The organism is Methylobacterium sp. TK31 (assembly GCF_055361545.1).
In genome coordinates this window covers 4,071,593-4,094,668 of record NZ_CM143964.1, presented here as the reverse complement: position 1 = coordinate 4,094,668, position 23,076 = coordinate 4,071,593, and the positions used below count along the sequence as shown (strand labels likewise).

Here is a 23,076-nt window from a genome sequence, read left to right as displayed (position 1 = left end):
TTCCTCGGGCGCGGAGGCTTCAGGCTCCGCTTGCGCGCAGAGATAGGCCCCCGGCGTCCGGCGTCAAACGCCGGCCTCAGCCGAGCCGGGCGAGCAGCCGGTCCATCAGCGGGTTGTCCGGCGTGAAGGCGTAGTCGATCTTGCGCACGTTCACGGCCCCCGCCCCGGCCTTGACCAGGGCGTCGGCCAGATCGAACACCGCGTCGACGGGACAATGCAGCACCATCTCGCCGCGGCCCTCAGGCGCGCCGTAGGGCAGGCCGGCATCGTGCAGGGCGGCGATGCCGGCCAGGTCGATGTCGCCGTCGTCCGGCATGGCGGCGCGGACCTCGCGGGTGGTGCGGGCACGCTCCTCCGCCTGGATGCGGCCGAGGACGGCGCGCAGGGCCCGGCGCTGGGGCTCGCCCCAGGGCGCGTTCAGGGAGGCGACGAGGTTCGCCTCCGAGCGCAGGATGATCCCGTCCTCCAGGATCTTCAGGGCGTTGGCGGCCAGCGTCGCCCCCGTGGTGGTGATGTCGACGATGATCTCGGCCGAGCCCGCCGCCGGCGCGCCCTCGGTGGCGCCCAGGCTCTCGACGATGCGGTAATCCGCCACGCCGTGCTCGGCGAAGAACCGGCGGGTGAGGTTGATGTACTTCGTGGCGATGCGCAGGCGCTTGCCCTGGCGGATCCGCATCTCGGCGGCGACCTCGTCGAGGTCGCTCATGGCGCGGACGTCGATCCAGGCCTGGGGCACGGCGACCACCACGGTGGCCTGGCCGAAGCCGAGCGGCGTCAGGAGTTCGACCTGGCCCCGCGCGTCGGGCAGCGACTCGCGGATCAGGTCCTCACCGGTGATGCCGAGATGGGCGGCGCCGCTGGCGAGCTGCGCCGCGATCTCGGAGGCCGAGAGGTAGCGCACCTCGACGCCGGGCACGCCCACCAGCTTTCCGCGATAGTCGCGCGCGCCGGTGTTCTGGGCGAGCTTGAGGCCGGCCCGGGCGAAGAAGGCGGCGGCGTTCTCCTGCAGCCGGCCCTTGGAGGGCACCGCGAGGACGAGGGAATCCGGTTCAGCCAACGGTCGCGTCCTTCTCGGTGGGAGCGTCCGCGGCGACCCGCGAGAGCCAGACGGCGCAGCCGACGGCGGGCACGGGCACGGGGCTCCCGAGGTGCTGGAGCAGGCCGTCGTAGCGGCCGCCGCCCACCAGGGGCAGCTTCGGCGCATCCGGCGCCGTGCCCTCGAAGATGAAGCCGGTGTAGTAGTCGAGGTTGCGGGCGAAGCCGCCGGAGAAATGGAAGCGCTCCACGGCCAGGCCGCGGGCGGCCATGAAGCCGGTGCGCTCCTCGAACAGGTCGAGGGCCGCATCGAGGGGCGGGTGGTCGAGGCCGGCCTCCTGCACCAGGGCCCGCACCGCCGCGGCGGCGCTGTCGGGATCGCCCTCGATGGCGCGGTAGCGCTCGACGATGGCGCGGTTCTCGGGGTTGAGCCCGGAGCCGCCGCTCGCCTGCGCGGCCGCCTTGGCGAGGAAGCGCTCGGCGATCTCCCCGGCGCTGCGGCCGCCCACCCGCGAGATGCCGGCGATCGACAGCACGTCCTCCACGAAGGCGCGCACGCCCTTCGGGTCCTGGCCCTGGATCGCGGCCAGCAGACCCGCATGCGGATCCTCGCTGCGCAGGCCGTTGGTGACCGCATCGAGGGAGCGGCCGGCGGCCAGCGCCCGCAGGGTGCGGCGCTTGGCGGTGGGGGGCACGCCGAGGGCGTCGAGCAGGGCGTCGACGAGGCCCATGTCGCCGAGGCGGACGGCGACGTCGCTGCGCCCGAGCAGGGCGAGGCCCTCCAGGGCGAGGCCGATCACCTCCGCGTCCGCGGCCGGCGTGTCGATGCGTCCGACCGACTCGATGCCGGCCTGGAGGAACTCGTCCGGCTCGTCGCCGGCCAGCCGGAAGACCGGCCCGAGATAGCTGTAGTCGGCCCCCTGCGGCGCGCCCCGGGGCGCGGAGAATTTCGGGGCGTGTGCGAGGTGGTGGCGGCAGACCGGGATCGTGAATTCCGGACGCAGGCAGAGTTCGCTGCCCGCGGCGTCCTGGGTCACGAAGATGCGCCGGCGGATATCCTCGCCGGACAGTTCGAGGAACGGCTCCACCGGCTGGAGCACCGGCGGCGTCACGGCGCCGTATCCGGCCTCCTGGAAATGGGCGAGCAGGCGCAGGTGGTCCTGCGATCGTTCCCCCGCGGTGCCCCCGCCTGCCTCCGGTCTCGTCATCGTCTCGCCTGCCGCCTCGTCGCGGGCTCTAGTAGCAACCGGGCCTGCGCTTGGCGATGGCTTTCGGCGGAGGCCTCCGGCCCGGCGGATCTAGACCCAACCCTGCAATTCGCGCCGGACCACGGTCTCGATCACCCGCATGCCGAGGTCGCTGTCGTTCAGGCAGGGGATGTAGGCGAACTGCTCGCCGCCGTTGTCCTCGAAATAATGGCGGTTCTCGCCGTCGAGCTCCTCCAGGGTCTCGAGGCAGTCCGCGGTGAAGCCCGGCGCCACGATCGCCATGCGCTTGACGCCGCTCTTGGCGAGGTTCTGCACGGTCTCGTCGGTGTAGGGCCGCAGCCATTCCTCGTTGCCGAAGCGCGACTGGAAGGTGGTGCGCATCTTCTCCGTCGAGAAGCCCAGGGCCTCGCGGATCAGGCGCCCGGTCTTCACGCACTGGCAATGGTAGGGGTCGCCCTTGAGGAGGTAGCTCTTGGGCACCCCGTGGAACGAGGTCAGGATCACCTCGGGCTCGAAGTCGAGCTTGGCCAGGCCCTCGCGGATCGAGGTCGCCATCGCCTCGATGTAGACCGGGTCGTCGTGATAGGGCGGCGAGACGCGCACCGTCGGCTGCCAGCGCATCTGCATCAGGGCCTTGAAGGCCTGGTCGCAGGCCGTGGCCGAGGTGGCGGCGGCGTATTGGGGATAGAGCGGCACCAGCAGGATGCGGTCGCAGCCCTGGTCGAGCAGGGCCTGGATGCGCACGGAGACCTCCGGCTTGCCGTAGCGCATGGCCCAGTCGACCACGACCGAATCCCCCATCGCCGCCTGCAGGCGCTCGGCCTGCCCGCGGGTGATGGTCTTGAGCGGGCCCTCGTCGCGCTCGTTGTTCCATACGCTGGCATAGTCGCGGCCCTTCGGCCCCGGGCGCTTCGTCAGGATGACGAGGTTGAGGAGCGGCCACCAGATCAGGCGCGGCACCTCGATCACCCGGCGGTCGGAGAGGAATTCCTTGAGATAGCGGCGCATCGGCCAGTAGCTCGTGCCCTCCGGCGTGCCGAGATTCATCAGGAGGACGCCGACCCGGCCCCAGCGCACCGGCGGATGCTCGGCCGGCAGGGGGGCCCTCGTCTGGGTCGGGAGCGACAGGCCGTCCTGCGGGAGCGGCGGTGCGACGCGTTCGTTCATCGGGTTTCCGTATCGCTCCAGAAATGAGCGCTTGAGAGCGGTGGATTCACACAGGTTGTGCCATCGGGGATATCTATCTAGAGCCTGAAGCCTTCCAGCGATCACACGATGGATGAAGGCGCGACATGCCGTCTCCCCGGTACTTCCTCAACCACTTCATGCCCTTCACGGGCTATCCCTATACGGGGGGGCCGACCGCCTGCAATCTCTGCGGCTCGGCGGAATCCGTGGTGGTGGCCGAGAGCGACCGCCGGCTGAAGACTCTGCGCTCCATCGCCTGCCGCCAGTGCGGCCTGATCCGCACCGATCCGATGCCGACCCCGACCGAACTCGCGGACTACTACGCCAGCGCCTACCGGGCCGACTACCAGCTCGCCTTCGCGGGCGGGCCGCCCCGGGTCCACCTCAAGCGCTCGGCCCGCGAGGCCGCCTTCCGCACCGGCCTCCTGGCCCCCAAGCTGAAGCCCGGCGCCCGGGTGCTCGATTTCGGCTCCGGCTCGGGCGAGTTCCTGGCCGAGGCCCGTGCGAAGGGCTGCGAGGCGATCGGCATCGAGCCGGGGCGGGACTACGCCAACTACGCCCGCAGCCACCACGGCGTCGAGGTGCTGGACGATGCCGGCGACGAGCGCTTCCCGGAGGCGCATTTCGACGTCATCACCACCCGGCACGTGCTGGAGCACCTGCGCGACCCGGCCGACGTGATGGAGCGCCTGTCGCGCTGGCTGAAGCCGGACGGCGTGCTCTTCGCCGCGGTGCCCGACATGGCCACCACCGGCAAGCCGGCGCACGAGCGCTTCCACTTCGCCCATGTCCACGGCTTCGTGCGCGAGACCTTCGACCTCACCGCCCGCCGGGCCGGCCTCGTGCCGCATCCGGACTATCCGCGCGAGAACACGGCGGTGGTCTACGCCAAGACCGACGCCGCGCCCGTCGTCCTGGCCAATCCCGGCCTCGCCGAGCGCCTGGCCGTGGAGCTGAAGCCGATGCCCCCCGCCATCTTCCTGGCCTCCGGCGCCTGGCTCTGGCCGATGGTCCGCCGCAACGCCAAGGCGGTACGCGACACCTTCGTGTCGCGCTGAGGCGGCCGGAGACACCTGACACGGGGGCCGGACCCTCGCGCGGCGGCGGCCGGCCGTCGTAGGCCCTTCGCGAACGGCGTCCTAGAACACGGGGATCAGGCGGCGGCATCCGGCCGCCCGCCCGACGCCCGAGACGCCGCCGTGACGAATCCTCCCACAACGAATCCCGCCGGACCGATCCCGAACCGGCGCCAGACCCTCGCCTTCGGGGCGGGTCTCGCCGTCGCTCTGGGCAGCCCGGCCGAAGCCGCGCCCGCGACGGCGCCGGACCCGACCTTCACCCTGCTCCTCGTCAACGACCTCTACCAGATGGCCGAGGTGGACGGCCGGGGCGGCTTCGCCCGCCTCGCCGCCATCGTGAAGGCCGAGCGAGCCCGGGGCGTGCCGACGTTCTACGCCCATGCGGGCGACGCCCTCTCGCCCTCGCTGATGTCGGGCTTCGACCGCGGCGCCCACATCGTCGAGCTCCTCAACCGGGCGCCGCCCGACGCGTTCGTGCCCGGCAACCACGAGTTCGATTTCGGCCCCGCGGTCTTTGCCCAGCGCATGGGCGAGGCCACCTTCCCGGTCCTGGCGGCCAACCTGCGCGACGGCGCTGGCCGGCCCCTCGCGGGCCTGCGCGACCGCCTGGTCGTGACCCTCGGGGGCATCCGGGTCGGCGTGGTGGGGATCGCGCTGGCGAGCACGCCGGAGAAGTCGCAGGCGGGCGACCTGCGCTTCGCTCCCGAGATCGAGACCCTGGCCGGCCAGGTCCAGGCCCTGCGGGCGGAGGGCGTCGACCTCGTGGTGGGGGTCTGCCACACCGACCGGGCCACCGACGACGCCATCGTGGCCGCGCGCCTCGTCGACATCCTGCTCTCGGGGCACGACCACGACCTCGTGGTCCGCTACGACGGCCGGACCGTGATGGCGGAATCGAGCTTCGACGCCCAGTACGTCACCGCCATCGACGTCACCGCGACGGTGACCGGGACGGGCCGGGACCGCCGGGTGGACTGGCGCCCGAGCTTCCGCATCCACGACTCGGCCCGGGTCACCCCCGACCCCGAGACCCTGGCGCTGGTGCAGCGCCTCCAAGACGCGCTCGCGCGGGAGCTCGACCTTCCGGTGGGCGTGACCCGCGCCCCCCTCGACAGCCGGGTCTCCGCGGCGCGGGTCCGCGAGTCGAGCTTCGGCAGCCTCGTGGCCGATGCCCTGCGCGCGGCCACGGGGGCGCAGGTCGCGATCACCAATGGCGGCGGCATCCGCGGCAACCGGCTCTATCCCGCCGGCGCGACCCTGACCCGCCGCGACATCCTCACCGAGCTGCCCTTCGGGAACACCGTCGTCCTGGTGTCGCTGACGGGCGCCCGCATCCGGGCCCTCCTCGAGGGGGCGCTGGCCGACTGGGGCCGCCCGGCGGGCCGCTTCCCGCACGTCTCCGGCCTCGTCGTCACCCTCGATCCCGCCGCCCCGCCCGGCGCGCGGATCGTGTCGCTGAGCGCGGACGGCGTCCCCCTCGACCCCGAGGCATCCTACACGGTCGCCTCGAACAACTTCCTGTACGACGGGGGCAACGGCTACGGCGAGCTCGCCCGGGGCAGGACCCTGATCGGCCGGACGGACGGGCAGCTCGTGGCCAACGCGGTGATGGCCTATATCCGGGCCAACACTCCGCTCTCCGCCCCCGCGGAAGGCCGCATCCTGGTCCGCTGATGCCCGAAACCCCCGTCGCCGATGCCCTCGCCCGCTTCCGCAGATCGGGCTCGCCCTGGCTCGCCCTGCCGTTCTTCGAAGACGGCGCGGCCGAGGCGGTGGCCGCCCGGGTCGATGCCCGCCTCGCCGCCGGCGCGGCCGTGCTGCCGGCGCCCGAGACCATCTTCAACGCTCTCGCGCTCACGCCCCTCGACCGGGTCAAGGTCGTCATCCTGGGCCAGGACCCCTATCCGACGCCGGGCGACGCCAACGGCCTTGCCTTCTCGTATGTCGGCCCGCGGCGTCTCCCGGCCTCGCTCAAGGTGATCCTGGCCGAACTCGCCGAACCGGGCGCGCCGCCGGCCAAGCCCCGGACGGGCGACCTCACGCCCTGGGCCCGGCAGGGCGTGCTCCTCCTCAACGCCGCCCTCACGGTGGAGGCCGGCAAGGCCGGCGCGCATCTGCGCTACGGCTGGGCGGCCCTGACCGACCAGGCGGTGGCGGCGGTCTCGGCCCGCCCGGAGCCGGCGGTGTTCCTGCTCTGGGGCGCCCAGGCCCGGGCCCGGGCCTCCCTGGTGGAGGCCGGCCGCCACGGCATCGTGGAATGCGGCCATCCCTCGCCGCTCAACCGCGCGCGGGACTTCCCCGGCTCGCGCCCCTTCGATGCCGCCAATGCCTGGCTGTCGGCCCACGGCGTCGCGCCGATCGACTGGCGTCTCGGCTGAGACCGGGAGTCCCGGCCCGGATCGTTGCCGGCTCCGGGTCGTCAGAGCGGCCCCTGCTTGGCGAATTCGGAGAACACGGCCCGCAGGACCGTCAGCCGGCCCTCGTAGGATTGCTTCAGGCAGGCGACGTCGCCGCCGCAGGCGCGGCGCTCGGTGAGCCAGGTCTCCTGGTCCTCGCGCAGCTTGGCGTTGCCGCCCATGGGCAGCATCGCCCGCAGGATCTCGAAGCGGGTCGCCATCTCGACGTCGAGATCGTTGAGGGGCAGGTGGGCGCAGATCGCCTTCTCGTCGGCGGTCTCCGCCTTCTCGCAGGGGAAGCTCGCCGCCTCGGCCGCGCCGGCCGCGAGGACGAGGAGCAGGGCGCCGAGGAGCGGGCGCAGATTCGTCACCATGGAGCAGGTCTCGCGGGGTCGGTCGGTCGTCAGAAGCTGAGCCAGCCCCGGGCCCGCAGCCGCGCCAGGAGCGGCAGCAGCGGCAGGCCGAGGATGGTGGAATGGTCGCCCGCGATCGCCGCGAACAGGTGGATGCCGAGACCCTCGAGCTGATAGCCGCCGACGCTGGCGCAGACCCGGTCGGGCCCGGCGAGATCGACATAGGCCGCGATCGCCGCGGCATCGAGGGGCCGCAGGGTCAGGTGCGCGGTCTCGACGAAGCTCTCGACCACGGCGCCGTCCACGGCCAGGGCCACCGCCGAGCGCAGCGCATGGGTCCGGCCCGCGAGGGCGGTGATCTGCGCAGCGGCGGCGGTGAGGTCCGCCGGCTTGTGGAACAGGGTGCCGTCGCATTCGAGGACCTGGTCGGCCCCGACGACCACGCGCTCGGGCCGGCGGGCCGCCACGGCCGAAGCCTTGGCCTCGGCCAGCCGACGGGCCAGGGCCTCGGGCGGGAGACCGGCGCAAGCCGCCTCCAACGCGCGCTCGTCGACGCCCGGGCTCTCGGTGTCGACGGCGAGGCCCGCGCTCGCGAGGAGCGCGCGCCGGGTGGCGCTGGTGGAGGCGAGGAGAAGGGGCAGGTCCCCGCGCCAGGGGGAGGCCGGCCTCGGAGAACCGGGCATCGGGTGGCTCGGCGCACTCACGAGGCGATGAATTTCAGGCGGTGCTCGCGGTGCAGGTCGAGGATGGCTGCGGCCGTCTCCTCGATCGAGCGCCGGGTCACGTCGATGGTCGGCCAGCGATGCTTGGCGCAGAGCCGCCGGCAGGCGGCGATCTCGTCGGCCACCGCGCTGCGGTCGACGTAGAGCGAGGAATCGTCGGCCTTCAGGCTGAGGAGCCGGTTCTGGCGGATCTGGACGATGCGCTCGGGGCTGGCGAGCAGCCCGACGAGGAGGGGCTTGCGCGCGTTCTCCAGGCTCTCGGGCAGGGGCATGCCCGGCACCAGGGGGAAATTCGCGGTCTTGAGCCCGCGATTGGCGAGGTAGATCGCCGTCGGGGTCTTCGAGGTGCGGCTGACCCCGACGAGGATCACGTCGGCCTCGTCCACGTCGGGCGGCAGGTTGCCGTCGTCGTGCAGGAGCGTGAAGTTCATCGCGTCGATGCGCTTGAAGTACTCGGCGTTGAGCATGTGCTGCGCGCCCGGCCGGGCCGTCGAGTCCGCCCCGAGATAGGATTGCAGCAGGGCGTGCACCGGTTGCAGCACCGAGAGGCAGGGCGAGCCGGTCTCGCGGCAGGCCGCCTCCAGCCGCTCGGTGAGGTCGTGGCCCACCAGGGTGTAGAGCACGAGCCCCGGCGCGGCCTCGATCTCGGAGATCACCCGCTCGAGCTGCGGTGCGGAGCGCACCAGGGGATAGACGTGCTCGATCGCCGAGACGCCTTCGTACTGGGCGGCGGCCGCGCGGCCCACGTTGATCAGCGTCTCGCCGGTGGAATCCGAGACGAGGTGCAGGTGGAAATAGCTACGGCTCATCGAGGGGCAGTCTCCTCCGGCCCGGCGGAAAGGTGCCCGGGCGGCGCGCCGCAGGGTCTTGTCCACCGGGCTCGGTCAGGGGAGTCGATAAGGGTGGATAAGCCGGCTTGCCCGAACGGTCCAGCGGGTGACTGAGCCGGCTTGTCGACTCCGGCGTCAACACGCGATCACACCGGCGCGATTCCCGCGCGGTTTTGGGAGAATCCGGGACCGAGGCCCGGTCGGGAGCGGCCGGGCAGGGGCAAGGCACTGTAGGCCATCACCTATCCGGGACATTGGACCCAATCCGTTAAAGCCTGATTAACGCCGCGGCCGCGGGGACGCCCTGTGGACGGTTCTTCGCTCCCGCCATCCGCCCCTCTAAAAGAAAAAACAGAGTCCTAGAATCTCTCTTTCCTTTTAGAGAGGCGGTGTGGGGATGACGGCCCGAGCGCCTCTCCGGCACCCGAACGAAGGCCGCGTCCTTCGCGGGCGCGGCATTTCGAGAGCCCGGGTTTTCGAGAGGAGGACATCCGACGCTTCGGTGCTACATACCGGCCCTCAGAGAACGGGACGTCGGAGATCGGATGAGCCAGGCAGATGCAGGGGACCGCGGTCCAGGAGATCGCGGGCCGGGGGATCGGGCGGTCCTGCGGGTTCTGGCGGGCGAGGCCCTGCCCCGACCCCCCGCCTGGATGATGCGCCAGGCCGGGCGCTACCTGCCGGAATACCGTGAGGTCCGGGCCCGGGCCGGCTCCTTCCTCGACCTCTGCTACAATCCCGACTTCGCCACCGAGGTGACGCTGCAGCCGATCCGACGCTTCGGCTTCGAGGCCTCGATCCTGTTCTCCGACATCCTGGTGATCCCGGACGCGCTCGGCCAGAACGTCCGCTTCGTGGAAGGGGAGGGGCCACGCCTCGACGCCCTGGCCGGCCGGGCCGAGTTCGGGCGCCTGCGCGAGGCCGGCGACCCGGCGATTTTTTCGCACTTGGCGCCGGTCTTCGAGACCGTTCGGCGCCTGCGTGCCGAACTGCCGAACGAGACCACGCTGCTGGGCTTCTGCGGCGCGCCCTGGACCGTGGCGAGCTACATGATCGGCGGCCGCGGCACGCCAGACCTCGCCCCCGCCCGGGCGCTGGCCCGGCACGACACCGCCCTGGTGGAGGCGCTGATCGACCGCCTCGTCACGGTGCAGACCGAGTATCTGGTGCGCCAGCTCGAGGCCGGCGCCGACGCGGTGCAGATCTTTGAATCCCATGCCGGCGCGCTGCCCGACGCGCGCGGCGCGGAGGCATCCTCCGAGGAGACGGTCAACGACGTCTCGGAGAGCGCTCTGCCCGAGGCCGGCGAGCGCGACGCCCTGACCCGCTGGTCGCTCCAGCCGATCGCCCGGATGATCGCCGGCGTCCGCGCCCAGGTACCGGGGGCCAGGATCATCGTGTTCGCCCGCGGCTCCGGTCTCGACGGCCATGCCCGCGTGGTGCCCGAGACCGCCGCCGACGCGGTCGGCGTCGACTGGTCGGTGGACCTCAAGGCCCTGCGCGACCGGGTGCCTGCCACCACGGTGACCCAGGGCAACGTCCATCCCGAGACCCTGATCGAGGGGGGCGCGGCCCTGGACGCGGCGGTGGACGGGGTGCTCGCGGCCACCGAAGGCCTGCCGCACATCTTCAATCTCGGCCACGGCATCACGCCGCAGACGCCGATCGCCCATGTCGAGCGCATGCTCGCCCGGCTCCGGGGCTGAGGCGGCGGTGGACGGTCTCTATCCCTGGCTCAAGGCCGGGCACCTCGTCGCGCTGATCTCCTGGATGGCGGCGATGCTCTACCTGCCGCGCCTGTTCGTCTACCACGCCGCCTTGGTGCCGGGGCCGCACGCGGCGGCGCAGTCCGAGACCTTCAAGGTCATGGAACGGCGCCTGCTGAAGGCGATCATGACCCCGGCCATGATCGCCACCTGGATCTTCGGGCTGATCCTGGCCTGGATGAGCGGCTACTACGCCGCCGGCTGGCTCCAGGCGAAGTTCGTGCTGGTGCTCGCCATGAGCGGCATCCACGGCTGGCTCGCCCGGATGGTCAAGGACTTCGCGGCCGACCGGAACACGCGCGGCCACCGGTTCTACCGGGTGATCAACGAGGTGCCGACGCTCCTCATGATCCTGATCGTGATCCTGGCCGCCGTGAAGCCGAGTTTCGGGTGAGGGCCCCGGTCCTGTATTCCGGGATCACAGGATGCCGGGATGCGGTGAACCCGGGATGCGGGGCGAACCGACGCACCGGCCGGGCCCGGGGCGGGACGGAAGGCGGGACCGATGGCTGAGCATACGCACGATCCGCACGATCACGGGCATGACCGTTCGCATGCCGGGCACGGCCATTCCCACGGGGGCGGGCATTCGCATGGCGGGCATTCCCACGCGCCGGCCACCTTCGGGCGGGCCTTCGCCATCGGCATCAGCCTGAACATCGCCTTCGTGGTCATCGAGGCGATCTACGGCTTCGCCAGCGAGTCCATGGCCCTGGTGGCGGATGCCGGCCACAACCTCTCGGACGTGCTCGGGCTCCTCGTCGCCTGGATCGCCTCTGTGCTGGTCAAGCGCGCGCCGACCGCCCGCTTCACCTACGGCCTGCGCGGCTCCTCGATCCTCGCCGCACTGTTCAACGCGGTGTTCCTGCTAGTGGCCACCGGCGCCATCGCCTGGGAGGCGGTGGCCCGCCTGATCGCCCCCGAGCCGCAGCCGGTGGCGGGCCTGACCGTGATGGTGGTGGCCGGCATCGGCATCCTCATCAACGGCGCCACCGCCTGGCTCTTCGCCTCGGGCAGCGACGACATCAACATCCGCGGCGCCTACCTGCACATGCTGGCCGATGCCGCCGTCTCGGCCGGCGTGGTGGTGACCGGCCTCATCATCGTGCTGACGGGGGCGGCCTGGATCGACCCCGTGGTCAGCCTCGTGATCGCCGGCCTCATCGTCTGGGCGACCTGGGGCCTCCTGCGCGACAGCGTGGTGATGTCCCTCTCGGCGGTGCCCCCCGGCATCGACCCGACGGCGGTGGGCGCCTACCTGCGCGGGCGCTCCGGCGTCGCGGACCTGCACGACCTCCACATCTGGCCGATGAGCACCACCGACATCGCTCTGACGGCGCACCTCGTCATGGCGGAGGGACACCCGGGCAACGGCTTCCTCATCGCCACGGCCGCCGAGCTGCGGACCCGCTTCGGCATCGGCCACGCCACCCTGCAGATCGAGGAGGCGGGCGGCCCCGCCTGCACCTTGGCCGGAGACTGCACCGTATGATCCGCGCCTTCGTCGTCGGCCATCCCATCGCGCATTCGCGCTCGCCCCTGATCCACGGCCACTGGCTCGGCGAGCACGCCATCGACGGCCGCTACGAGCGCATCGACGTGGCGCCCGAGGCCTTTCCGGCCTTCCTGGCCGCGCTCCGCGAGAACGGCTTCGCCGGCGGCAACGTCACCATCCCGCACAAGGAGGCGGCGTTCGAGCTCGTCGAGTCCCGGACGCCGCGCGCGGACAGGATCGGGGCGGTCAACACCCTGTTCTTCGACGGGGCCGGGCGCCTCTGCGGCGACAACACGGACGCGCCGGGCTTCATCGCGCATCTCGACCAGAGTCTCGGTTCGGTCTGGCCCGAGCGGGGGGCCGGCACCGCCCTGGTGCTTGGGGCCGGGGGAGCCGCCCGGGCCATCGTGGTCGGCCTGCTGGAGCGCGGCCTCGCCCGGGTCCGGGTCGCCAACCGGACGCCGGCCCGGGCCGAGGCCCTGGTGGCGCTCGATCCCGCCCGGGTCGAGGCCGTGGCCTGGCACGACCTGCCGGACGCGATGGCGCGGACGGGGCTCCTCGTGAACACCACCTCCCTCGGCATGGTCGGCCATCCGCCCCTCGATCTAGACCTGCGGCCGCTGCCCGGGGACGCCGCGGTGGCCGACATCGTCTACGCCCCCCTGGAGACGGCCCTCCTCGCCGCGGCGCGGGCGCGGGGGCTGGCCGCCGTCGACGGTCTCGGCATGCTGCTGCACCAGGCGGTGCCGGGCTTCGCCCGCTGGTTCCGCACCACGCCGCGCGTGACGCCGGCCCTGCGGGCCCGGATCGTCGCGGATCTCGCGCCCGCATGAGCCGGCCCGTCATTCTCGGGCTCACCGGCTCGATCGGCATGGGCAAGTCCGCCACCGCGGCGATGTTCGCGCGCCACGGCGTGCCGGTCCACGACGCGGATGCGGCCGTGCACGCCCTCTACGGCGCCGGCGGCGCGGCGACCGCGGCCATCGGGGAAGCCTTCCCCGGCACGCTGGACGCGGACGGCGCCGTCGATCGGACGCGCCTGCGCGAGGCCGTGATCGGCGCGCCCGAGCGCCTCGCCGCCCTGGAGGCCCTGGTCCATCCCCTGGCCCAGGCGGCGGCCCGCGATTTCCTCGCCCGCCACGCCGACGCCCCCCTGGTGCTCCTCGACATCCCGCTCCTGTACGAGACCGGCGCCGAGGCCCGCTGCGACCGGGTCCTCGTCGTCACCGCCCCGCCCGACATGCAGCGCGCCCGGGTGCTCGCCCGGCCCGGCATGGATGCGGCGACCTTCGAGGCGATCCGCGCCAAGCAGCTGCCCGATGCCGAGAAGCGGGCCCGGGCCGATTTCGTCCTCGATACCAGCCTGGGCTTCGACCACGCCGAGGCCGAGGTGGCGGCGATCATCCGGCGACTGACCGCGGGACCGGGGCCGGCCGCGCCTTGACGCGGTCTGCGGAGAGCGCATGGTCCGATGGCCGAACGCCACCCTCCAGGATCCTTCGATGCTGCGCGAGATCGTCCTCGACACCGAGACCACCGGCACGGACGCCAAGAACGGCGACCGCCTGATCGAGATCGGCTGCGTCGAGCTGATCAACCACGTCCAGACCGGCAAGTCCTTCCACCAGTTCATCAACCCGACCCGGCCTGTCTCCCAGGGCGCCTTCGCGGTGCACGGGATCTCCGACGCCTTCCTGGCCGACAAGCCGCTCTTCGCCGACATCGTCGACGCGTTCCGCGATTTCTGCGGCGACTCGCCCCTGGTGATCCACAACGCGCCCTTCGACGTCGGCTTCCTCAACATGGAATACGCCCGCCTCGGCGCGGCCGCGCCCCCGCCCATCGACCTCGCCGACGTCGTGGACACCCTGCAGCTCGCCCGCCGCAAGCATACGGGAGCGGCCAACAACCTCGACGCCCTGTGCTCGCGCTACGGCATCGACACCACGCGGCGGACCAAGCACGGCGCCCTCCTCGACGCGCAGATCCTGGCGGAGGTCTATGTCGAGCTCCTCGGCGGTAAGCAGACCAGCCTCGGCCTCGCCATGACGGAGGTGGAGGAGGTGGTGATCCTCGGGGATGGCGGCGAGGCGGTGCCGGTCGGCCCGCGCCAGCTGCGCCACCGGCTCAGCGAGGCCGAGCGCGCCCGGCACGCCGCCTTCATCGCGACCCTCGGCGGCGGCGGCGCGATCTGGCGCGACTATCTCGGCGAGGAGGAGTCCGCCTGACAGCGGACCGAACCTGTCCGGCCCGGGCGGGATTGTCCGTTCGACGGGTCCGTCCTTGCCGTCACGCCCTGCGTCACGATGCTGCGACGCACGACCCAACATATTGCATCGCAGCAAAGACCTCCCATATACCATCCAGTGGGATGGTAGCGGGAAGGTACGATGCTCGATCTTGAGGACAAGCCCAAGGCGCCGATCCGGGTCGGCGACACCGAGAAGATCACGATCAATCTCGGCTATGTCGACCTCGGCCACATCGATCTCCTCGTCTCCGAGAGCGTCTATGCCAACCGGAGCGACTTCATCCGCACGGCCGTGCGCAACCAGATCGCCCGCCACGGCGACGTCACCCGTCAATCCGTCGCCCGCAAGGGCGTCGAACTCGGCCTGCGCCGCTACGACCGGGCCGAACTCGAGGCCGCGCGCGCCAGCGGCATCCGCCTCGACATCCGCGTCCTCGGGCTCGCCAGCATCGCGCCCGACGTGACCCCGGAACTGGCCCGCGACGCCATCGCGTCGATCGAGGTCATGGGAAGCCTGCAGGCGACCCCGGCCGTGAAGGCGGCCCTCGCCGACCGCCTTCTCTAGACAGCGTCCCAGCCCGTATTCCCGACCTCGCATGGTTCGACACGGCGTCGAGCCGGAAAGCGACCCCCATGACCGATCCTTCGAACCGGATGCAGGACCGCCTCGCCGACATGATGGAGGCGACGCGCCTCACGGCGGCCGGACGCCTGCAGGACGCGACGGACCTGCTGCAGCGTGGCTTTTCCGGCGCACCGCCCGCGCCCCGGCCCCCGGTGGGACACGCCGCCCCGGCGGCTGAGCCCCGCACGATCGACCTCGTGGCCGAGCGCATCGAGACCGGTCTCGCCGCCCAGCGCGCGGCATCCGACCACCCCGGCACGTCGGCCAGGGCCACCGGACATCCCGCGTCGCGGCCAGGTCCGGCCTCCGGCGAGGAGGCCGGCCTCGCCGCGATCCTGCCCGAGAAGCTGCGCAAGGTCGTGGAGACGGTGACGCGGGGGATCGCCCCGGTGCTCGGCGGCCTGGGCAAGACCGGCCAGGGCGGCGGCAATCTCGGCTCCCTCGTCTCGGGGCTGGCCGGGGGCCTCGGCCCGTCGGGCTTCAACCAGGCCCGCGCACCCCTCACCGAGGGCGGCAGCTTCACCACGCACAGCTTCTCGAACGCCGCCGGCGCGCGGGACTACAAGCTGTTCGTCCCCAGCGATGCACGTCCCAACCTGCCCCTGGTGGTGATGCTGCACGGCTGTACCCAGTCGCCGGACGATTTCGCCGCCGGCACCGGCATGAACGCCCTCGCCGAGGCGGAAGGCTTCCTCGTCGCCTATCCGGCCCAGAGCGGGCGCGCCAACGGCCAGCGCTGCTGGAACTGGTTCCAGCCCGTCGACCAGGGCCGGGAGTCCGGCGAGGCCGGGATCATCGCCGGGCTGACGCGCGCGATCATCGCCGAGCACCGGGTCGATCCGAGCCGGGTCTACATCGCCGGTCTGTCGGCGGGCGCCGCCGCGGCGGTGAACATCGCCCGGGTCTATCCCGACCTCTACGCCGCGGTGGGCATCCATTCCGGCCTCGCGGCAGGCTGTGCCCGCGACGTCTCGACCGCGCTCACGGTGATGCGCCTCGGCCCCGTGGCCACCGCCGACGGCGCGGTCTCCACGGTGCGGGTGCCCACCATCGTGTTCCACGGGGAGAGCGACGGCACGGTCAATCCCCGCAACGGCGAGCAGGCGCTGGCCCAGGCCGGCATCGACGGGCTGACGCCCGAGGCGGCGGAGGCGGTGAGCCCGGGCGGCCTGTCCTACACCCGCACCCGCTACGCCGACGCGGACGGCCGGGTCGCGGTGGAGGGCTGGATCGTGCGCGGCCTCGGCCATGCCTGGTCCGGCGGCAGTCCGGCCGGGAGCTACACCGATCCGCGCGGACCCGACGCCACGCGGGCGATGCTCGACTTCTTCCGGGCGAACCCTCTGGCGGCGGGCCGGGCCTGAGCGTCCGGCGGCTCAGCCCACCGCGACGTTGTCGATGAGGCGCGTGGCCCCGAGATAGGCCGCCGCCAGCACCCGGGCCGGCCGGGTCGCGCGCTTCACCGGCGCCAGCGTCTCGGCATCGCGGACCTCGAGATACTGCACCGGCGCGAAGCCCGCCGCCGCCAGGGCGGCCCGGCCCCGCGCGACCAGGGGACCGGCATCCGCGCCGGCCGCGAGCCCGGCGGCAATCTCGGACAGGACGGCGTGGAGGCGCGGCGCGCGCGCCCGCTCGTCGGGGGCGAGGTAGCGGTTGCGCGAGGACAGCGCCAGGCCGTCCGCTTCCCGCAGGGTCGGCACCCCCTGGATCTCGACGGGCAGGTCGAGGTCGCGCACGGCACGGCGGATCACCAGGAGCTGCTGGTAATCCTTCTCGCCGAACAGGGCGCAGTCGGGCTGGACCTGGTTGAGGAGCTTGGTCACCACCGTGGCGACGCCCGCGAAGTGGCCCGGCCGATAGGCGCCGCACAGGCCCTCGGTGAGGTCCCCCACCTCGATCCGGGTCGAGAAATGCTCGGGATACATGCCGGAGACCTCCGGCAGGTAGGCGGCGTCGACGCCCGCCTCCGCCAGCAGGGCGAGGTCGGCCTCGGTGTCGCGGGGATAGCGCGAAAAATCCTCGTTCGGGCCGAATTGGGTCGGATTGACGAAGATGCTCGCCACCACGCGCCGGCCGAGGCTGCGCGCCCGCGCCATCAGGGCGAGGTGGCCGGCATGGAGCGCACCCATCGTCGGCACCAGCACCACCCGCTCGCCGGCCCGGCGCCAGGCGGCGACCTCGGCGCGCAGGGGACCGACGGCCGTGAACCGGAGCGGGGAAGCGGGATCGGACATCGGTGGATCGTCCTCGGCAGGTCCTCGGGGCGGGAATCGCGCCTCGGGCGCGAGACCTAATCGCACCGCCGTCCGGATGCCAGACGCCTCAGGGACAATAGGGCCGCAGGGGCCGGCCATAGGGATCGTCGACCCCGAGGGGCGGGGTGAAGCCGTAATAGCTCGGCTTGCCGAGGCCGTAGGCCGAGCCGACATAGCTCGGGTCGCCGAGCGCATCGGTGGGGATGGGAACCCGCCGGGGAATGCAGCCGGCCAGCTGCCGACGCACCACCGGCGGGCGGCGAACCGCCCCGCCCTCCTCGTCCGCCCGGGGGAAGTAGCGCGGCAGGCCCTCGGGCTCCGGGGCATACCCGTCCGCCGCGCGGCCGGGCGTCCGGAAGGTGAGGCCGCCGAAATCCGCCGCCTCGGCGGGGATTGCCGTCAGCCCGGCCAGGAGTACCAGCACCGGCCCGCCCCGTCTGATCGCCACACAGCCACGCCGCATCGGGTCCACTCCTCGCGGGACGACGGTGGCAGGCAGGCGTGAACCGAGTGTTAACCATAGGCCGCCGCGATGACCCGACCGATCGCCGCATGGGCCGCGTCGCGGGCCTCGCTCGCGGCGTCCGATCCCGTCAGGTAGACGGCCGCCGCCAGGGGTGCCCGGGCCGGCGGACGCAGGAGCGCCACCACGTTGGCGGTGCCGTTCGCCCCGCTGCCGGTCTTGTCGCCGACCCCCCACGCGGCGGGAAGTCCTGCCCGCAGGCGCTTCGTCCCGGTGCGGGAGGCCGTCATCCAGCCCTCGAGCCGGGCACGGCCCGCCTCCGTCAGCGACGGCCCGAGCAGGATCTTTCCGGCGGTGGCCGCCATCGCGGCCGGCCGGGTGGTGTCGCGGGGATCGCCGGGCACGGCCGAATTCAGGTCGGGCTCGGTCCGGTCGAGGCGGGTCACCGGGTCGCCGAGGCTCCGGCACCAGGCGGTCAGGGCCGCGGGTCCGCCGAGGGCGCCGAGCAGGAGATTGGCAGCGGTGTTGTCGCTCCAGACCATCGCGGCCGCGCACAGGGCCTCCACGGACATCGCCCCGGCCTCCGGGCCGCCCGCCCTGAGGGCGCCCCCGGTGACGGGAGCGTAGCTGTCGAGGTCGGCCTCGCCGTAGGCGAGGCGCCGGTCCAGGCGCTCGTGGCCGGCCTCGACCCTGGCCAGGATCGCGGCGGTAAGGAGCAGCTTGAAGGTGCTGCACATCGGGAAGGTGGCCTCGGCGTCGTGCAGCAGGGCGGGGCCGCCGCCCAGGTCGAGGACCGCGATCCCGGCCCGGCCGCCGAGGTCCCGGGCGATCCGCGCCAACGCCGCCTCGGCCTCGGCGAACCGCCCGGCACCCCCTCGATCCGGCCCGTCCTGCGCCGCTCCCGGCTGCGCCAGCATCGGCAGGAGGGCGCTCGCTCCGAGGAGTGTCCGTCGCGTCAGGCTCATGGTGTTCCGGCGTGTCGGGGCGGGGTTCAGCCTGCGGCCCGCGCCCGGCCGTCGAGGGGGGCGAGGCGCGCAGGCGCGTCCGTCGCCGTCGCGGGTGTGGCGACGGGGCGTGCCAGGGCGCGGGCAAGGCCGGGCAGGTCCGGCCCGGCCGCGCTGCCGGGCCCGTAAAGATGGGCGTCGAGGGCGTCGAGGCCCGCGGCGATCTCGGGGTCGGCCCGCCAGGCGCGGGCGAGGTCCGGCTGTTCCAGGAGGACGGGATCGAGCCGGGCCCGGAAGGCGCGCGCATCCCGGGCCGAGGCGGCCCGGCCCAGCGCCCGGCGCGTCCGCCCGTCGAGGCGCCGGCGTCCCGTGCGGGCGCCGGTGCCGAAGCCCAGCAGGGCGAGGCCGAGGCCGAAGGCGCCCAGGGCCGCCGTCGCCACCACCAGGGGGGAGGCGGGCAGGACGGGTTTCGCCTCGTCGTCACGGTCGGGCAGTCCGCCGCCGATCTGGCGGGCGGGAATCTCGGCCTCGCGCAGGGTGCGCGAGACGGTGTCGAACCACGGGATGACGATCGCGTCGAGGGGGATGATCTCCTCGATCGCGGGGCGCACGTCCCACTGGTAGGTCGCCCGCGCCACCGGGCCGGCCGGGGTGATGATCGTCTCGCGGGTCACCGGCCCGGCGAAGGTGAGGATGCCGCGCGTGCGCATCACCGGGCGGGGCGGCAGTCCCTCGGCGACCATGCCCTGCGCCTCCAGGGTGACGATGCGCCGGGTGGTCTCGCCGAGCTTGACCGTCTCGGGATCGGGACTCCAGGAATCCGTGATCGTCACGTCCTTGGCCGGCAGCCACCAGGGCTCCTTGGCGTCGGGACCGCCCACCGGCTTCGTCCAGGTGGCGACGGGCAGGGTCACCGGGGCCGAGGGCACGTCGACCACGACCCGCTTGCCGCCGTCGTTGACGGTGAGGCGGTGCAGGAACGGATCGATGGTGAAGTCGCCCGGATGGTGCGGGAAGACCGCCACCACCCGGTCGAAGGCGATGGCCACCTGCCCGTCGGGCAGGCGGGTCTTCGACCAGGCGTCGCGGCCGAGCTGCGTCCAGCTGAAATTGGCCAGCGAGGGCTGGATCACCTCCTCCAGCAGGATCGGCTGGCGGTAGACCCCGTGGATGCGCAGCAGCACCATCTCGCGGGGGAACGGATCGGCGTTGCCGTTGCGCTCCGGGGTCACCGTGAGGGTGAGGTCGCCGGGGCCGATCTCGGCGCGGGTGGGGCAGGGCGCGAGGAGGACGAGGGCGAGGCACACCACCAGAACCCTCGTCCCTCGGCGGGCCACCGGATCCACGCAATTGTGACGAAACCGACCGCGCTCAGGAACAGTGTGACGAAAGTCCTTCCCGGGTGGGTGCAAGGCGCCACCGTGCTCCCTCTCCTGGAAGGAGAGGGCTGGGGTGAGGTGCGTGACCTCTCCGGAGATGGACCACACCTCATCCTGTCCCTCTCCTTCCAGGAGAGGGGACCCGCCCGTCCCACGAGATGTGTAAATGCCATGGCGCGGGGGGGAGAGAAATCGCGCGATGCGATTCGCCAAGCTCACCATGGATTGCTTCCTCCCGGCACCGCGGTGCCGGCCTCGACGCGGGCCGCCTGTTCCGCCTTCAGGCGCAGCTTGAGATAGCGTCCGGGATCGTCCGGCAGGGTCTGCAGCCAGAGGCGGTCGGGGCGGATCTCGTGGGCCTCGAAGCTCTTCGTCACCCGGCGCACCTCCCGCTCGGGGGCGGCCGCGACCATGGCGGAGCCCGCCCCGGTGCGGCCGCGCCCCGCCGCGTCGCTGGCCGAGCCGCGGGCCTCGCCCTTGCCGGAATCCACCGAGACCTGCTCGGCCTTGCCGCGCCGGGCGACCTTGCTGTTGCCCGGCGTCGAGGAGGTGGTGCCGCCCTCCTTGTTGCCGGCCAGGCCCTCGCCGCTGGAGGTCGCCTGGGTGTCGTCGTTGGGGTCCTGGTTCGAGGTCTTGTTGTAGCGCGCGCCCACCGTGGCGGTGGCGTTGGCCACGCCGCCGCCCTTGCCGGGATCGCCGGCGCCCTCGTCCACGAGGCGGGCGATCAGCGAGCGGTTGGCCTGCGCGTCGGCATCGCGCGGGTTGTACTGCAGGGCGGCGTCGTAGGCGTCCAACGCCCCCTGCAGGTCGCCGGATTTCGCGAGCGCGTTTCCGAGGTTGTAGGCGTTGCGCCGGCCGCCGTTGCGGAACAGGGCGGCGGCTTCCGTGTAGCGCCCGGCCTGGTAGAGGGCCGGGCCGCGCCAGGCCGGATCGTCGAACACCCAGGCGGCGGCCCCCGGCAGGCCGGCCCCCATCAGGGCGCGGCCGAGGCCGGTGCGCGGCTGCGCGGTGGCGGTGAGGCCGAGGATGCTGGCGCCCGCGAGCCCGAGGGCGGCGAAGCGCGCCCAGCGGGTCCAGTCGCGGGGGAGGGCCGGCAGGCGGTCGGAGAGGATACCGAGGGCCATCAGGCGCTCCTGCGGAACAGGACGAGGGCCGGCAGCAGGGCCAGCAGCACGAGCCAGCGCCCGAGATCGGCGAAGGCCAGCACGGTGTAGCCCCCGGCGGCGAGGTGCTGGGCGGTGCTGGCGCCGACCGCGTCGAGAACCGGGGCGGGGCTGTCGAGGAGGGCGAAGCGGCCCGCGCCCGCATCGGTCAGGCGCTCGAGGGCGCCCCGGTCGGGCTTGGGCGAACCCGCCGGCAGGCCGGGACCGGCCGGCACGAACAGCCCGTGCAGGTGCCAGCCCTTGGCCCGAATCGCCGTGGCCTCGCGCAGGGCCGCGTCGCCGATGCCGTCGCCGTCGGTGACGAGGACCACGTCGCCCGCGATCACCCCGGCCTCCTCCAGGGTGCGGCGGGCGAGCGCGAGCCCGCGCTCGGGATGGGTGCCCCGGTCCGGAACGGTGTCGCCGTCGAGGGCGAACAGGGTCGAGGCGAGGGCGTCCCGGTCGGTGGTGGGCGGGGCGGCGAGGTAACTGTCCCCGGCATAGACCACCACGGCGACGCTGCGGGTGCCCGCGGCCTCGGCCACCGCCTGCGCGATCTGGCGCACGTCCTTGAGATGGCCGCCCTCCGCGATGGAGCGCGACAGGTCGCATACCACCACGGTCGCGTCGAGGTTGCGGAAGGTGGCGGCGTCCGGGCGCTCCACCGCCGGGCCGGTGAGGGCCAGCGCGACGAGCCCGGCCGCGATCGCCGCGGCGAGGTTCGCCTGCCGGCGTCCGCCGAGCACCGCCCCGCGCCGGGCGAGCAGCGCCATCAGGCCGGGATCGACGGCCCGGGTCCAGTCGCCGAGGGGGGCCGAGCGCCAGGCGGCACGCAGCGCCAGGGCGGCGACGAGGGGGATCGCCACCAGCCACCAGGGCCGCAGGACTGCGCAAGAGGCGAGGAACGTGTCGAGGAGGTTCATGCGGTCCGCCGCGACGCGAGGAGGCCGGCCGCGGCCAGGAAGGCGAGGGCGGCGGGCCAGGGCCAGAGGTCCTTGCGCAGGGGCACCGGCGGCGCCTTGGCGCGGCCGCCCTCGATCGCGTCGATGGCCTCCGCCATGGCGATGAGGTCGTCGGTGGTCTTCACCCGGAACATCCGGCCGCCGGTGAGGTCGGCGATGTCGCGCAGGGTCTCGGTGTCGACGACGTCCTGCTCGCCCTCGGCGTTGGAGAGGTCGCGGGGCCCCAGCGCGATGGTGTGGACGCGCACGCCGAGCTCCTTGGCGAGGCCGGCCACGTCCCGGGGCGTGGTCTGGCCGGCATTGTTGGCGCCGTCGGTCATCAGGATCACCACCTTGGCGGTGGTGGGCGGCGCGCCCTCGACCTCCGGCCCCGCCGGGGTCAGGCGCTTGAGGGCGAGGCCGAGGCCGTCGCCGATGCCGGTGGAGCGGCCGACGAGGCCGATGGTCGCCTCGTCGAGGGCGCGGGCGACGGTGGCGGTATCGAAGCTCGGGCTCGCGGCCACGTAGGATTCGTTGGCGAAGATGACGAGGCCGATGCGGTCGCCGGCCCGGCGGCGGATGAAGTCGGTGCCGACCCGCTTGACCGCGGCGAGCCGGGTCACGGTCTGGCCGTCGAGGGCGAAGTCGCGCCGCTCCATCGAGCCCGAGAGGTCCATCACCAGCATGATCTCGCGGCCCGAGGCCGGCAGGGCCGTGGCCGGCAGGACGAGGCGCGGCCCCGCCAGCGCGACCACCAGGGCCGCCCACAGGGTCCAGACCAGGACGGTGCGGCCGCGCCCGCGCGCCGCCACGCTGTCGCCCCGGGCGGCCTCGGCCACCAGGGAGGGCGGCACCCGCAGGGCGCCGCTCGCCCCGACCCGCTCGGGCGGCATCAGCCGGGCCGCCAGGAGCGGCAGGGGCAGCAGCAGCAGGGCATAAGGGCTCGCGAGGTCGAAGGCCGAGGTCAGGGCGGTGAGCCAGTGCGGCCAAAATTCCGTCAGCAT

General features: G+C 73.1%; 24 protein-coding genes. 11 read left to right on the top strand and 13 right to left on the bottom strand.

The window, feature by feature from the left end; genetic code table 11:
- Nucleotides 1–76: 76 nt before the first annotated feature.
- The 3 genes from hisG to hemH form a co-directional block, all read right to left on the bottom strand.
- On the bottom strand, nt 77–1,057 hold the full coding sequence (gene hisG, locus ACXJY8_RS18995; protein WP_463772097.1) for an ATP phosphoribosyltransferase: 981 nt from the start codon (nt 1,055–1,057) through the stop codon (nt 77–79).
- The gene (locus ACXJY8_RS18990; RefSeq protein WP_463772092.1) at nt 1,050–2,243 is read right to left on the bottom strand and encodes an ATP phosphoribosyltransferase regulatory subunit; all 1,194 of its coding nucleotides are present in this window, start codon (nt 2,241–2,243) and stop codon (nt 1,050–1,052) included. Before ACXJY8_RS18990 ends, hisG begins: the two co-directional genes overlap by 8 nt.
- Nucleotides 2,244–2,333: 90 nt before the next feature.
- Complete coding sequence (hemH, locus tag ACXJY8_RS18985; RefSeq protein ID WP_463772089.1) at nt 2,334–3,410, bottom strand: ferrochelatase; 1,077 nt, start codon at nt 3,408–3,410, stop codon at nt 2,334–2,336.
- Nucleotides 3,411–3,535: 125 nt separating this feature from the next.
- On the opposite strand from hemH, the gene ACXJY8_RS18980 reads away from it, so the two are divergent.
- The 3 genes from ACXJY8_RS18980 to ACXJY8_RS18970 all read left to right on the top strand — a co-directional run bounded on the left by ACXJY8_RS18980 (nt 3,536) and on the right by ACXJY8_RS18970 (nt 6,888).
- Nucleotides 3,536–4,489: a class I SAM-dependent methyltransferase gene (locus ACXJY8_RS18980; RefSeq protein WP_463772086.1), complete on the top strand. Its 954-nt coding sequence runs from the start codon at nt 3,536–3,538 to the stop codon at nt 4,487–4,489.
- A 141-nt stretch (nt 4,490–4,630) separates the two neighbouring features.
- Nucleotides 4,631–6,184 carry a bifunctional metallophosphatase/5'-nucleotidase gene (locus ACXJY8_RS18975; protein ID WP_463772083.1) on the top strand — a complete coding sequence of 518 codons (1,554 nt, stop codon included), beginning with the start codon at nt 4,631–4,633 and terminating at the stop codon, nt 6,182–6,184.
- The gene (locus ACXJY8_RS18970) at nt 6,184–6,888 is read left to right on the top strand and encodes a uracil-DNA glycosylase (RefSeq protein ID WP_463772081.1); all 705 of its coding nucleotides are present in this window, start codon (nt 6,184–6,186) and stop codon (nt 6,886–6,888) included. The genes ACXJY8_RS18975 and ACXJY8_RS18970 overlap by 1 nt, the downstream gene beginning before the upstream one ends.
- A gap of 41 nt (nt 6,889–6,929) precedes the next feature.
- On the opposite strand, the gene ACXJY8_RS18965 is transcribed toward ACXJY8_RS18970, so the two are convergent.
- Genes ACXJY8_RS18965 through ACXJY8_RS18955 form a run of 3 tightly spaced genes read right to left on the bottom strand, consistent with a single transcriptional unit; the run spans nt 6,930 to nt 8,790 of the window.
- Nucleotides 6,930–7,280: a lysozyme inhibitor LprI family protein gene (locus ACXJY8_RS18965; protein WP_463772078.1), complete on the bottom strand. Its 351-nt coding sequence runs from the start codon at nt 7,278–7,280 to the stop codon at nt 6,930–6,932.
- 29 nt (nt 7,281–7,309) lie between these two features.
- Nucleotides 7,310–7,942 carry a Maf family protein gene (locus tag ACXJY8_RS18960; protein ID WP_463772075.1) on the bottom strand — a complete coding sequence of 211 codons (633 nt, stop codon included), beginning with the start codon at nt 7,940–7,942 and terminating at the stop codon, nt 7,310–7,312.
- Between the two features lie 17 nt (nt 7,943–7,959).
- On the bottom strand, nt 7,960–8,790 hold the full coding sequence (locus ACXJY8_RS18955; RefSeq protein ID WP_463772070.1) for a pyruvate, water dikinase regulatory protein: 831 nt from the start codon (nt 8,788–8,790) through the stop codon (nt 7,960–7,962).
- Between the two features lie 566 nt (nt 8,791–9,356).
- On the opposite strand from ACXJY8_RS18955, the gene ACXJY8_RS18950 reads away from it, so the two are divergent.
- From ACXJY8_RS18950 to ACXJY8_RS18915, 8 genes are all read left to right on the top strand, one after another.
- Nucleotides 9,357–10,517, top strand: coding sequence for a uroporphyrinogen decarboxylase (locus ACXJY8_RS18950; RefSeq protein WP_463772065.1), 1,161 nt, complete (start codon nt 9,357–9,359; stop codon nt 10,515–10,517).
- A complete protein-coding gene (gene hemJ, locus ACXJY8_RS18945; protein WP_463772061.1) occupies nt 10,483–10,971 on the top strand; it encodes a protoporphyrinogen oxidase HemJ in 489 nt (162 codons plus the stop codon). The genes ACXJY8_RS18950 and hemJ overlap by 35 nt, the downstream gene beginning before the upstream one ends.
- A 111-nt stretch (nt 10,972–11,082) precedes the next feature.
- Nucleotides 11,083–12,069, top strand: a complete 987-nt coding sequence (locus ACXJY8_RS18940; RefSeq protein WP_463772057.1) for a cation diffusion facilitator family transporter — start codon at nt 11,083–11,085, stop codon at nt 12,067–12,069.
- Nucleotides 12,066–12,905: a shikimate dehydrogenase gene (locus tag ACXJY8_RS18935; protein WP_463772055.1), complete on the top strand. Its 840-nt coding sequence runs from the start codon at nt 12,066–12,068 to the stop codon at nt 12,903–12,905. Before ACXJY8_RS18940 ends, ACXJY8_RS18935 begins: the two co-directional genes overlap by 4 nt.
- Nucleotides 12,902–13,516 carry a dephospho-CoA kinase gene (gene coaE, locus ACXJY8_RS18930; protein WP_463772053.1) on the top strand — a complete coding sequence of 205 codons (615 nt, stop codon included), beginning with the start codon at nt 12,902–12,904 and terminating at the stop codon, nt 13,514–13,516. The genes ACXJY8_RS18935 and coaE overlap by 4 nt, the downstream gene beginning before the upstream one ends.
- A 58-nt stretch (nt 13,517–13,574) precedes the next feature.
- The gene (gene dnaQ, locus ACXJY8_RS18925; protein ID WP_463780809.1) at nt 13,575–14,300 is read left to right on the top strand and encodes a DNA polymerase III subunit epsilon; all 726 of its coding nucleotides are present in this window, start codon (nt 13,575–13,577) and stop codon (nt 14,298–14,300) included.
- A gap of 162 nt (nt 14,301–14,462) precedes the next feature.
- On the top strand, nt 14,463–14,888 hold the full coding sequence (locus tag ACXJY8_RS18920) for a CopG family transcriptional regulator (RefSeq protein WP_463772050.1): 426 nt from the start codon (nt 14,463–14,465) through the stop codon (nt 14,886–14,888).
- A 68-nt stretch (nt 14,889–14,956) separates the two neighbouring features.
- Nucleotides 14,957–16,312, top strand: a complete 1,356-nt coding sequence (locus ACXJY8_RS18915) for an extracellular catalytic domain type 1 short-chain-length polyhydroxyalkanoate depolymerase (protein ID WP_463772047.1) — start codon at nt 14,957–14,959, stop codon at nt 16,310–16,312.
- A 12-nt stretch (nt 16,313–16,324) separates the two neighbouring features.
- Here ACXJY8_RS18915 and panC read toward each other — a convergent pair whose 3' ends face one another.
- The 7 genes from panC to ACXJY8_RS18880 all read right to left on the bottom strand — a co-directional run bounded on the left by panC (nt 16,325) and on the right by ACXJY8_RS18880 (nt 23,076).
- On the bottom strand, nt 16,325–17,182 hold the full coding sequence (gene panC, locus ACXJY8_RS18910; RefSeq protein WP_463772043.1) for a pantoate--beta-alanine ligase: 858 nt from the start codon (nt 17,180–17,182) through the stop codon (nt 16,325–16,327).
- An 88-nt stretch (nt 17,183–17,270) separates the two neighbouring features.
- Nucleotides 17,271–17,666 carry a hypothetical protein gene (locus ACXJY8_RS18905; protein ID WP_463772040.1) on the bottom strand — a complete coding sequence of 132 codons (396 nt, stop codon included), beginning with the start codon at nt 17,664–17,666 and terminating at the stop codon, nt 17,271–17,273.
- 50 nt (nt 17,667–17,716) lie between these two features.
- Nucleotides 17,717–18,631 (bottom strand): class A beta-lactamase, encoded by a 915-nt coding sequence (gene bla, locus ACXJY8_RS18900; RefSeq protein WP_463772038.1) that lies wholly within the window; start codon nt 18,629–18,631, stop codon nt 17,717–17,719.
- 26 nt (nt 18,632–18,657) lie between these two features.
- On the bottom strand, nt 18,658–19,920 hold the full coding sequence (locus tag ACXJY8_RS18895; protein ID WP_463772034.1) for a hypothetical protein: 1,263 nt from the start codon (nt 19,918–19,920) through the stop codon (nt 18,658–18,660).
- 284 nt (nt 19,921–20,204) lie between these two features.
- Entirely contained in the window at nt 20,205–21,113 is a 909-nt protein-coding gene (locus tag ACXJY8_RS18890; RefSeq protein ID WP_463772031.1) for a tetratricopeptide repeat protein, read from the bottom strand.
- Complete coding sequence (locus tag ACXJY8_RS18885; protein ID WP_463772029.1) at nt 21,113–22,054, bottom strand: vWA domain-containing protein; 942 nt, start codon at nt 22,052–22,054, stop codon at nt 21,113–21,115. The genes ACXJY8_RS18890 and ACXJY8_RS18885 overlap by 1 nt, the downstream gene beginning before the upstream one ends.
- The gene (locus tag ACXJY8_RS18880; RefSeq protein WP_463772025.1) at nt 22,051–23,076 is read right to left on the bottom strand and encodes a VWA domain-containing protein; all 1,026 of its coding nucleotides are present in this window, start codon (nt 23,074–23,076) and stop codon (nt 22,051–22,053) included. Before ACXJY8_RS18880 ends, ACXJY8_RS18885 begins: the two co-directional genes overlap by 4 nt.

Excerpts from the sequence above, each read along its gene's own strand:
- ACXJY8_RS18990 (WP_463772092.1), bottom strand. The coding sequence starts at position 2,243 with ATGACGAGACCGGAGGCAGGCGGGGGCACCGCGGGGGAACGATCGCAG.
- hemH (WP_463772089.1), bottom strand. The coding sequence starts at position 3,410 with ATGAACGAACGCGTCGCACCGCCGCTCCCGCAGGACGGCCTGTCGCTC.
- ACXJY8_RS18980 (WP_463772086.1), top strand. The coding sequence starts at position 3,536 with ATGCCGTCTCCCCGGTACTTCCTCAACCACTTCATGCCCTTCACGGGC.
- ACXJY8_RS18970 (WP_463772081.1), top strand. The coding sequence starts at position 6,184 with ATGCCCGAAACCCCCGTCGCCGATGCCCTCGCCCGCTTCCGCAGATCG.
- ACXJY8_RS18965 (WP_463772078.1), bottom strand. The coding sequence starts at position 7,280 with ATGGTGACGAATCTGCGCCCGCTCCTCGGCGCCCTGCTCCTCGTCCTC.
- ACXJY8_RS18960 (WP_463772075.1), bottom strand. The coding sequence starts at position 7,942 with ATGCCCGGTTCTCCGAGGCCGGCCTCCCCCTGGCGCGGGGACCTGCCC.
- ACXJY8_RS18955 (WP_463772070.1), bottom strand. The coding sequence starts at position 8,790 with ATGAGCCGTAGCTATTTCCACCTGCACCTCGTCTCGGATTCCACCGGC.
- ACXJY8_RS18950 (WP_463772065.1), top strand. The coding sequence starts at position 9,357 with ATGAGCCAGGCAGATGCAGGGGACCGCGGTCCAGGAGATCGCGGGCCG.
- hemJ (WP_463772061.1), top strand. The coding sequence starts at position 10,483 with ATGTCGAGCGCATGCTCGCCCGGCTCCGGGGCTGAGGCGGCGGTGGAC.
- ACXJY8_RS18940 (WP_463772057.1), top strand. The coding sequence starts at position 11,083 with ATGGCTGAGCATACGCACGATCCGCACGATCACGGGCATGACCGTTCG.
- ACXJY8_RS18935 (WP_463772055.1), top strand. The coding sequence starts at position 12,066 with ATGATCCGCGCCTTCGTCGTCGGCCATCCCATCGCGCATTCGCGCTCG.
- coaE (WP_463772053.1), top strand. The coding sequence starts at position 12,902 with ATGAGCCGGCCCGTCATTCTCGGGCTCACCGGCTCGATCGGCATGGGC.
- dnaQ (WP_463780809.1), top strand. The coding sequence starts at position 13,575 with ATGCTGCGCGAGATCGTCCTCGACACCGAGACCACCGGCACGGACGCC.
- ACXJY8_RS18920 (WP_463772050.1), top strand. The coding sequence starts at position 14,463 with ATGCTCGATCTTGAGGACAAGCCCAAGGCGCCGATCCGGGTCGGCGAC.
- ACXJY8_RS18915 (WP_463772047.1), top strand. The coding sequence starts at position 14,957 with ATGACCGATCCTTCGAACCGGATGCAGGACCGCCTCGCCGACATGATG.
- panC (WP_463772043.1), bottom strand. The coding sequence starts at position 17,182 with ATGTCCGATCCCGCTTCCCCGCTCCGGTTCACGGCCGTCGGTCCCCTG.
- ACXJY8_RS18905 (WP_463772040.1), bottom strand. The coding sequence starts at position 17,666 with ATGCGGCGTGGCTGTGTGGCGATCAGACGGGGCGGGCCGGTGCTGGTA.
- bla (WP_463772038.1), bottom strand. The coding sequence starts at position 18,631 with ATGAGCCTGACGCGACGGACACTCCTCGGAGCGAGCGCCCTCCTGCCG.
- ACXJY8_RS18890 (WP_463772031.1), bottom strand. The coding sequence starts at position 21,113 with ATGGCCCTCGGTATCCTCTCCGACCGCCTGCCGGCCCTCCCCCGCGAC.
- ACXJY8_RS18885 (WP_463772029.1), bottom strand. The coding sequence starts at position 22,054 with ATGAACCTCCTCGACACGTTCCTCGCCTCTTGCGCAGTCCTGCGGCCC.
- ACXJY8_RS18880 (WP_463772025.1), bottom strand. The coding sequence starts at position 23,076 with ATGCTGACGGAATTTTGGCCGCACTGGCTCACCGCCCTGACCTCGGCC.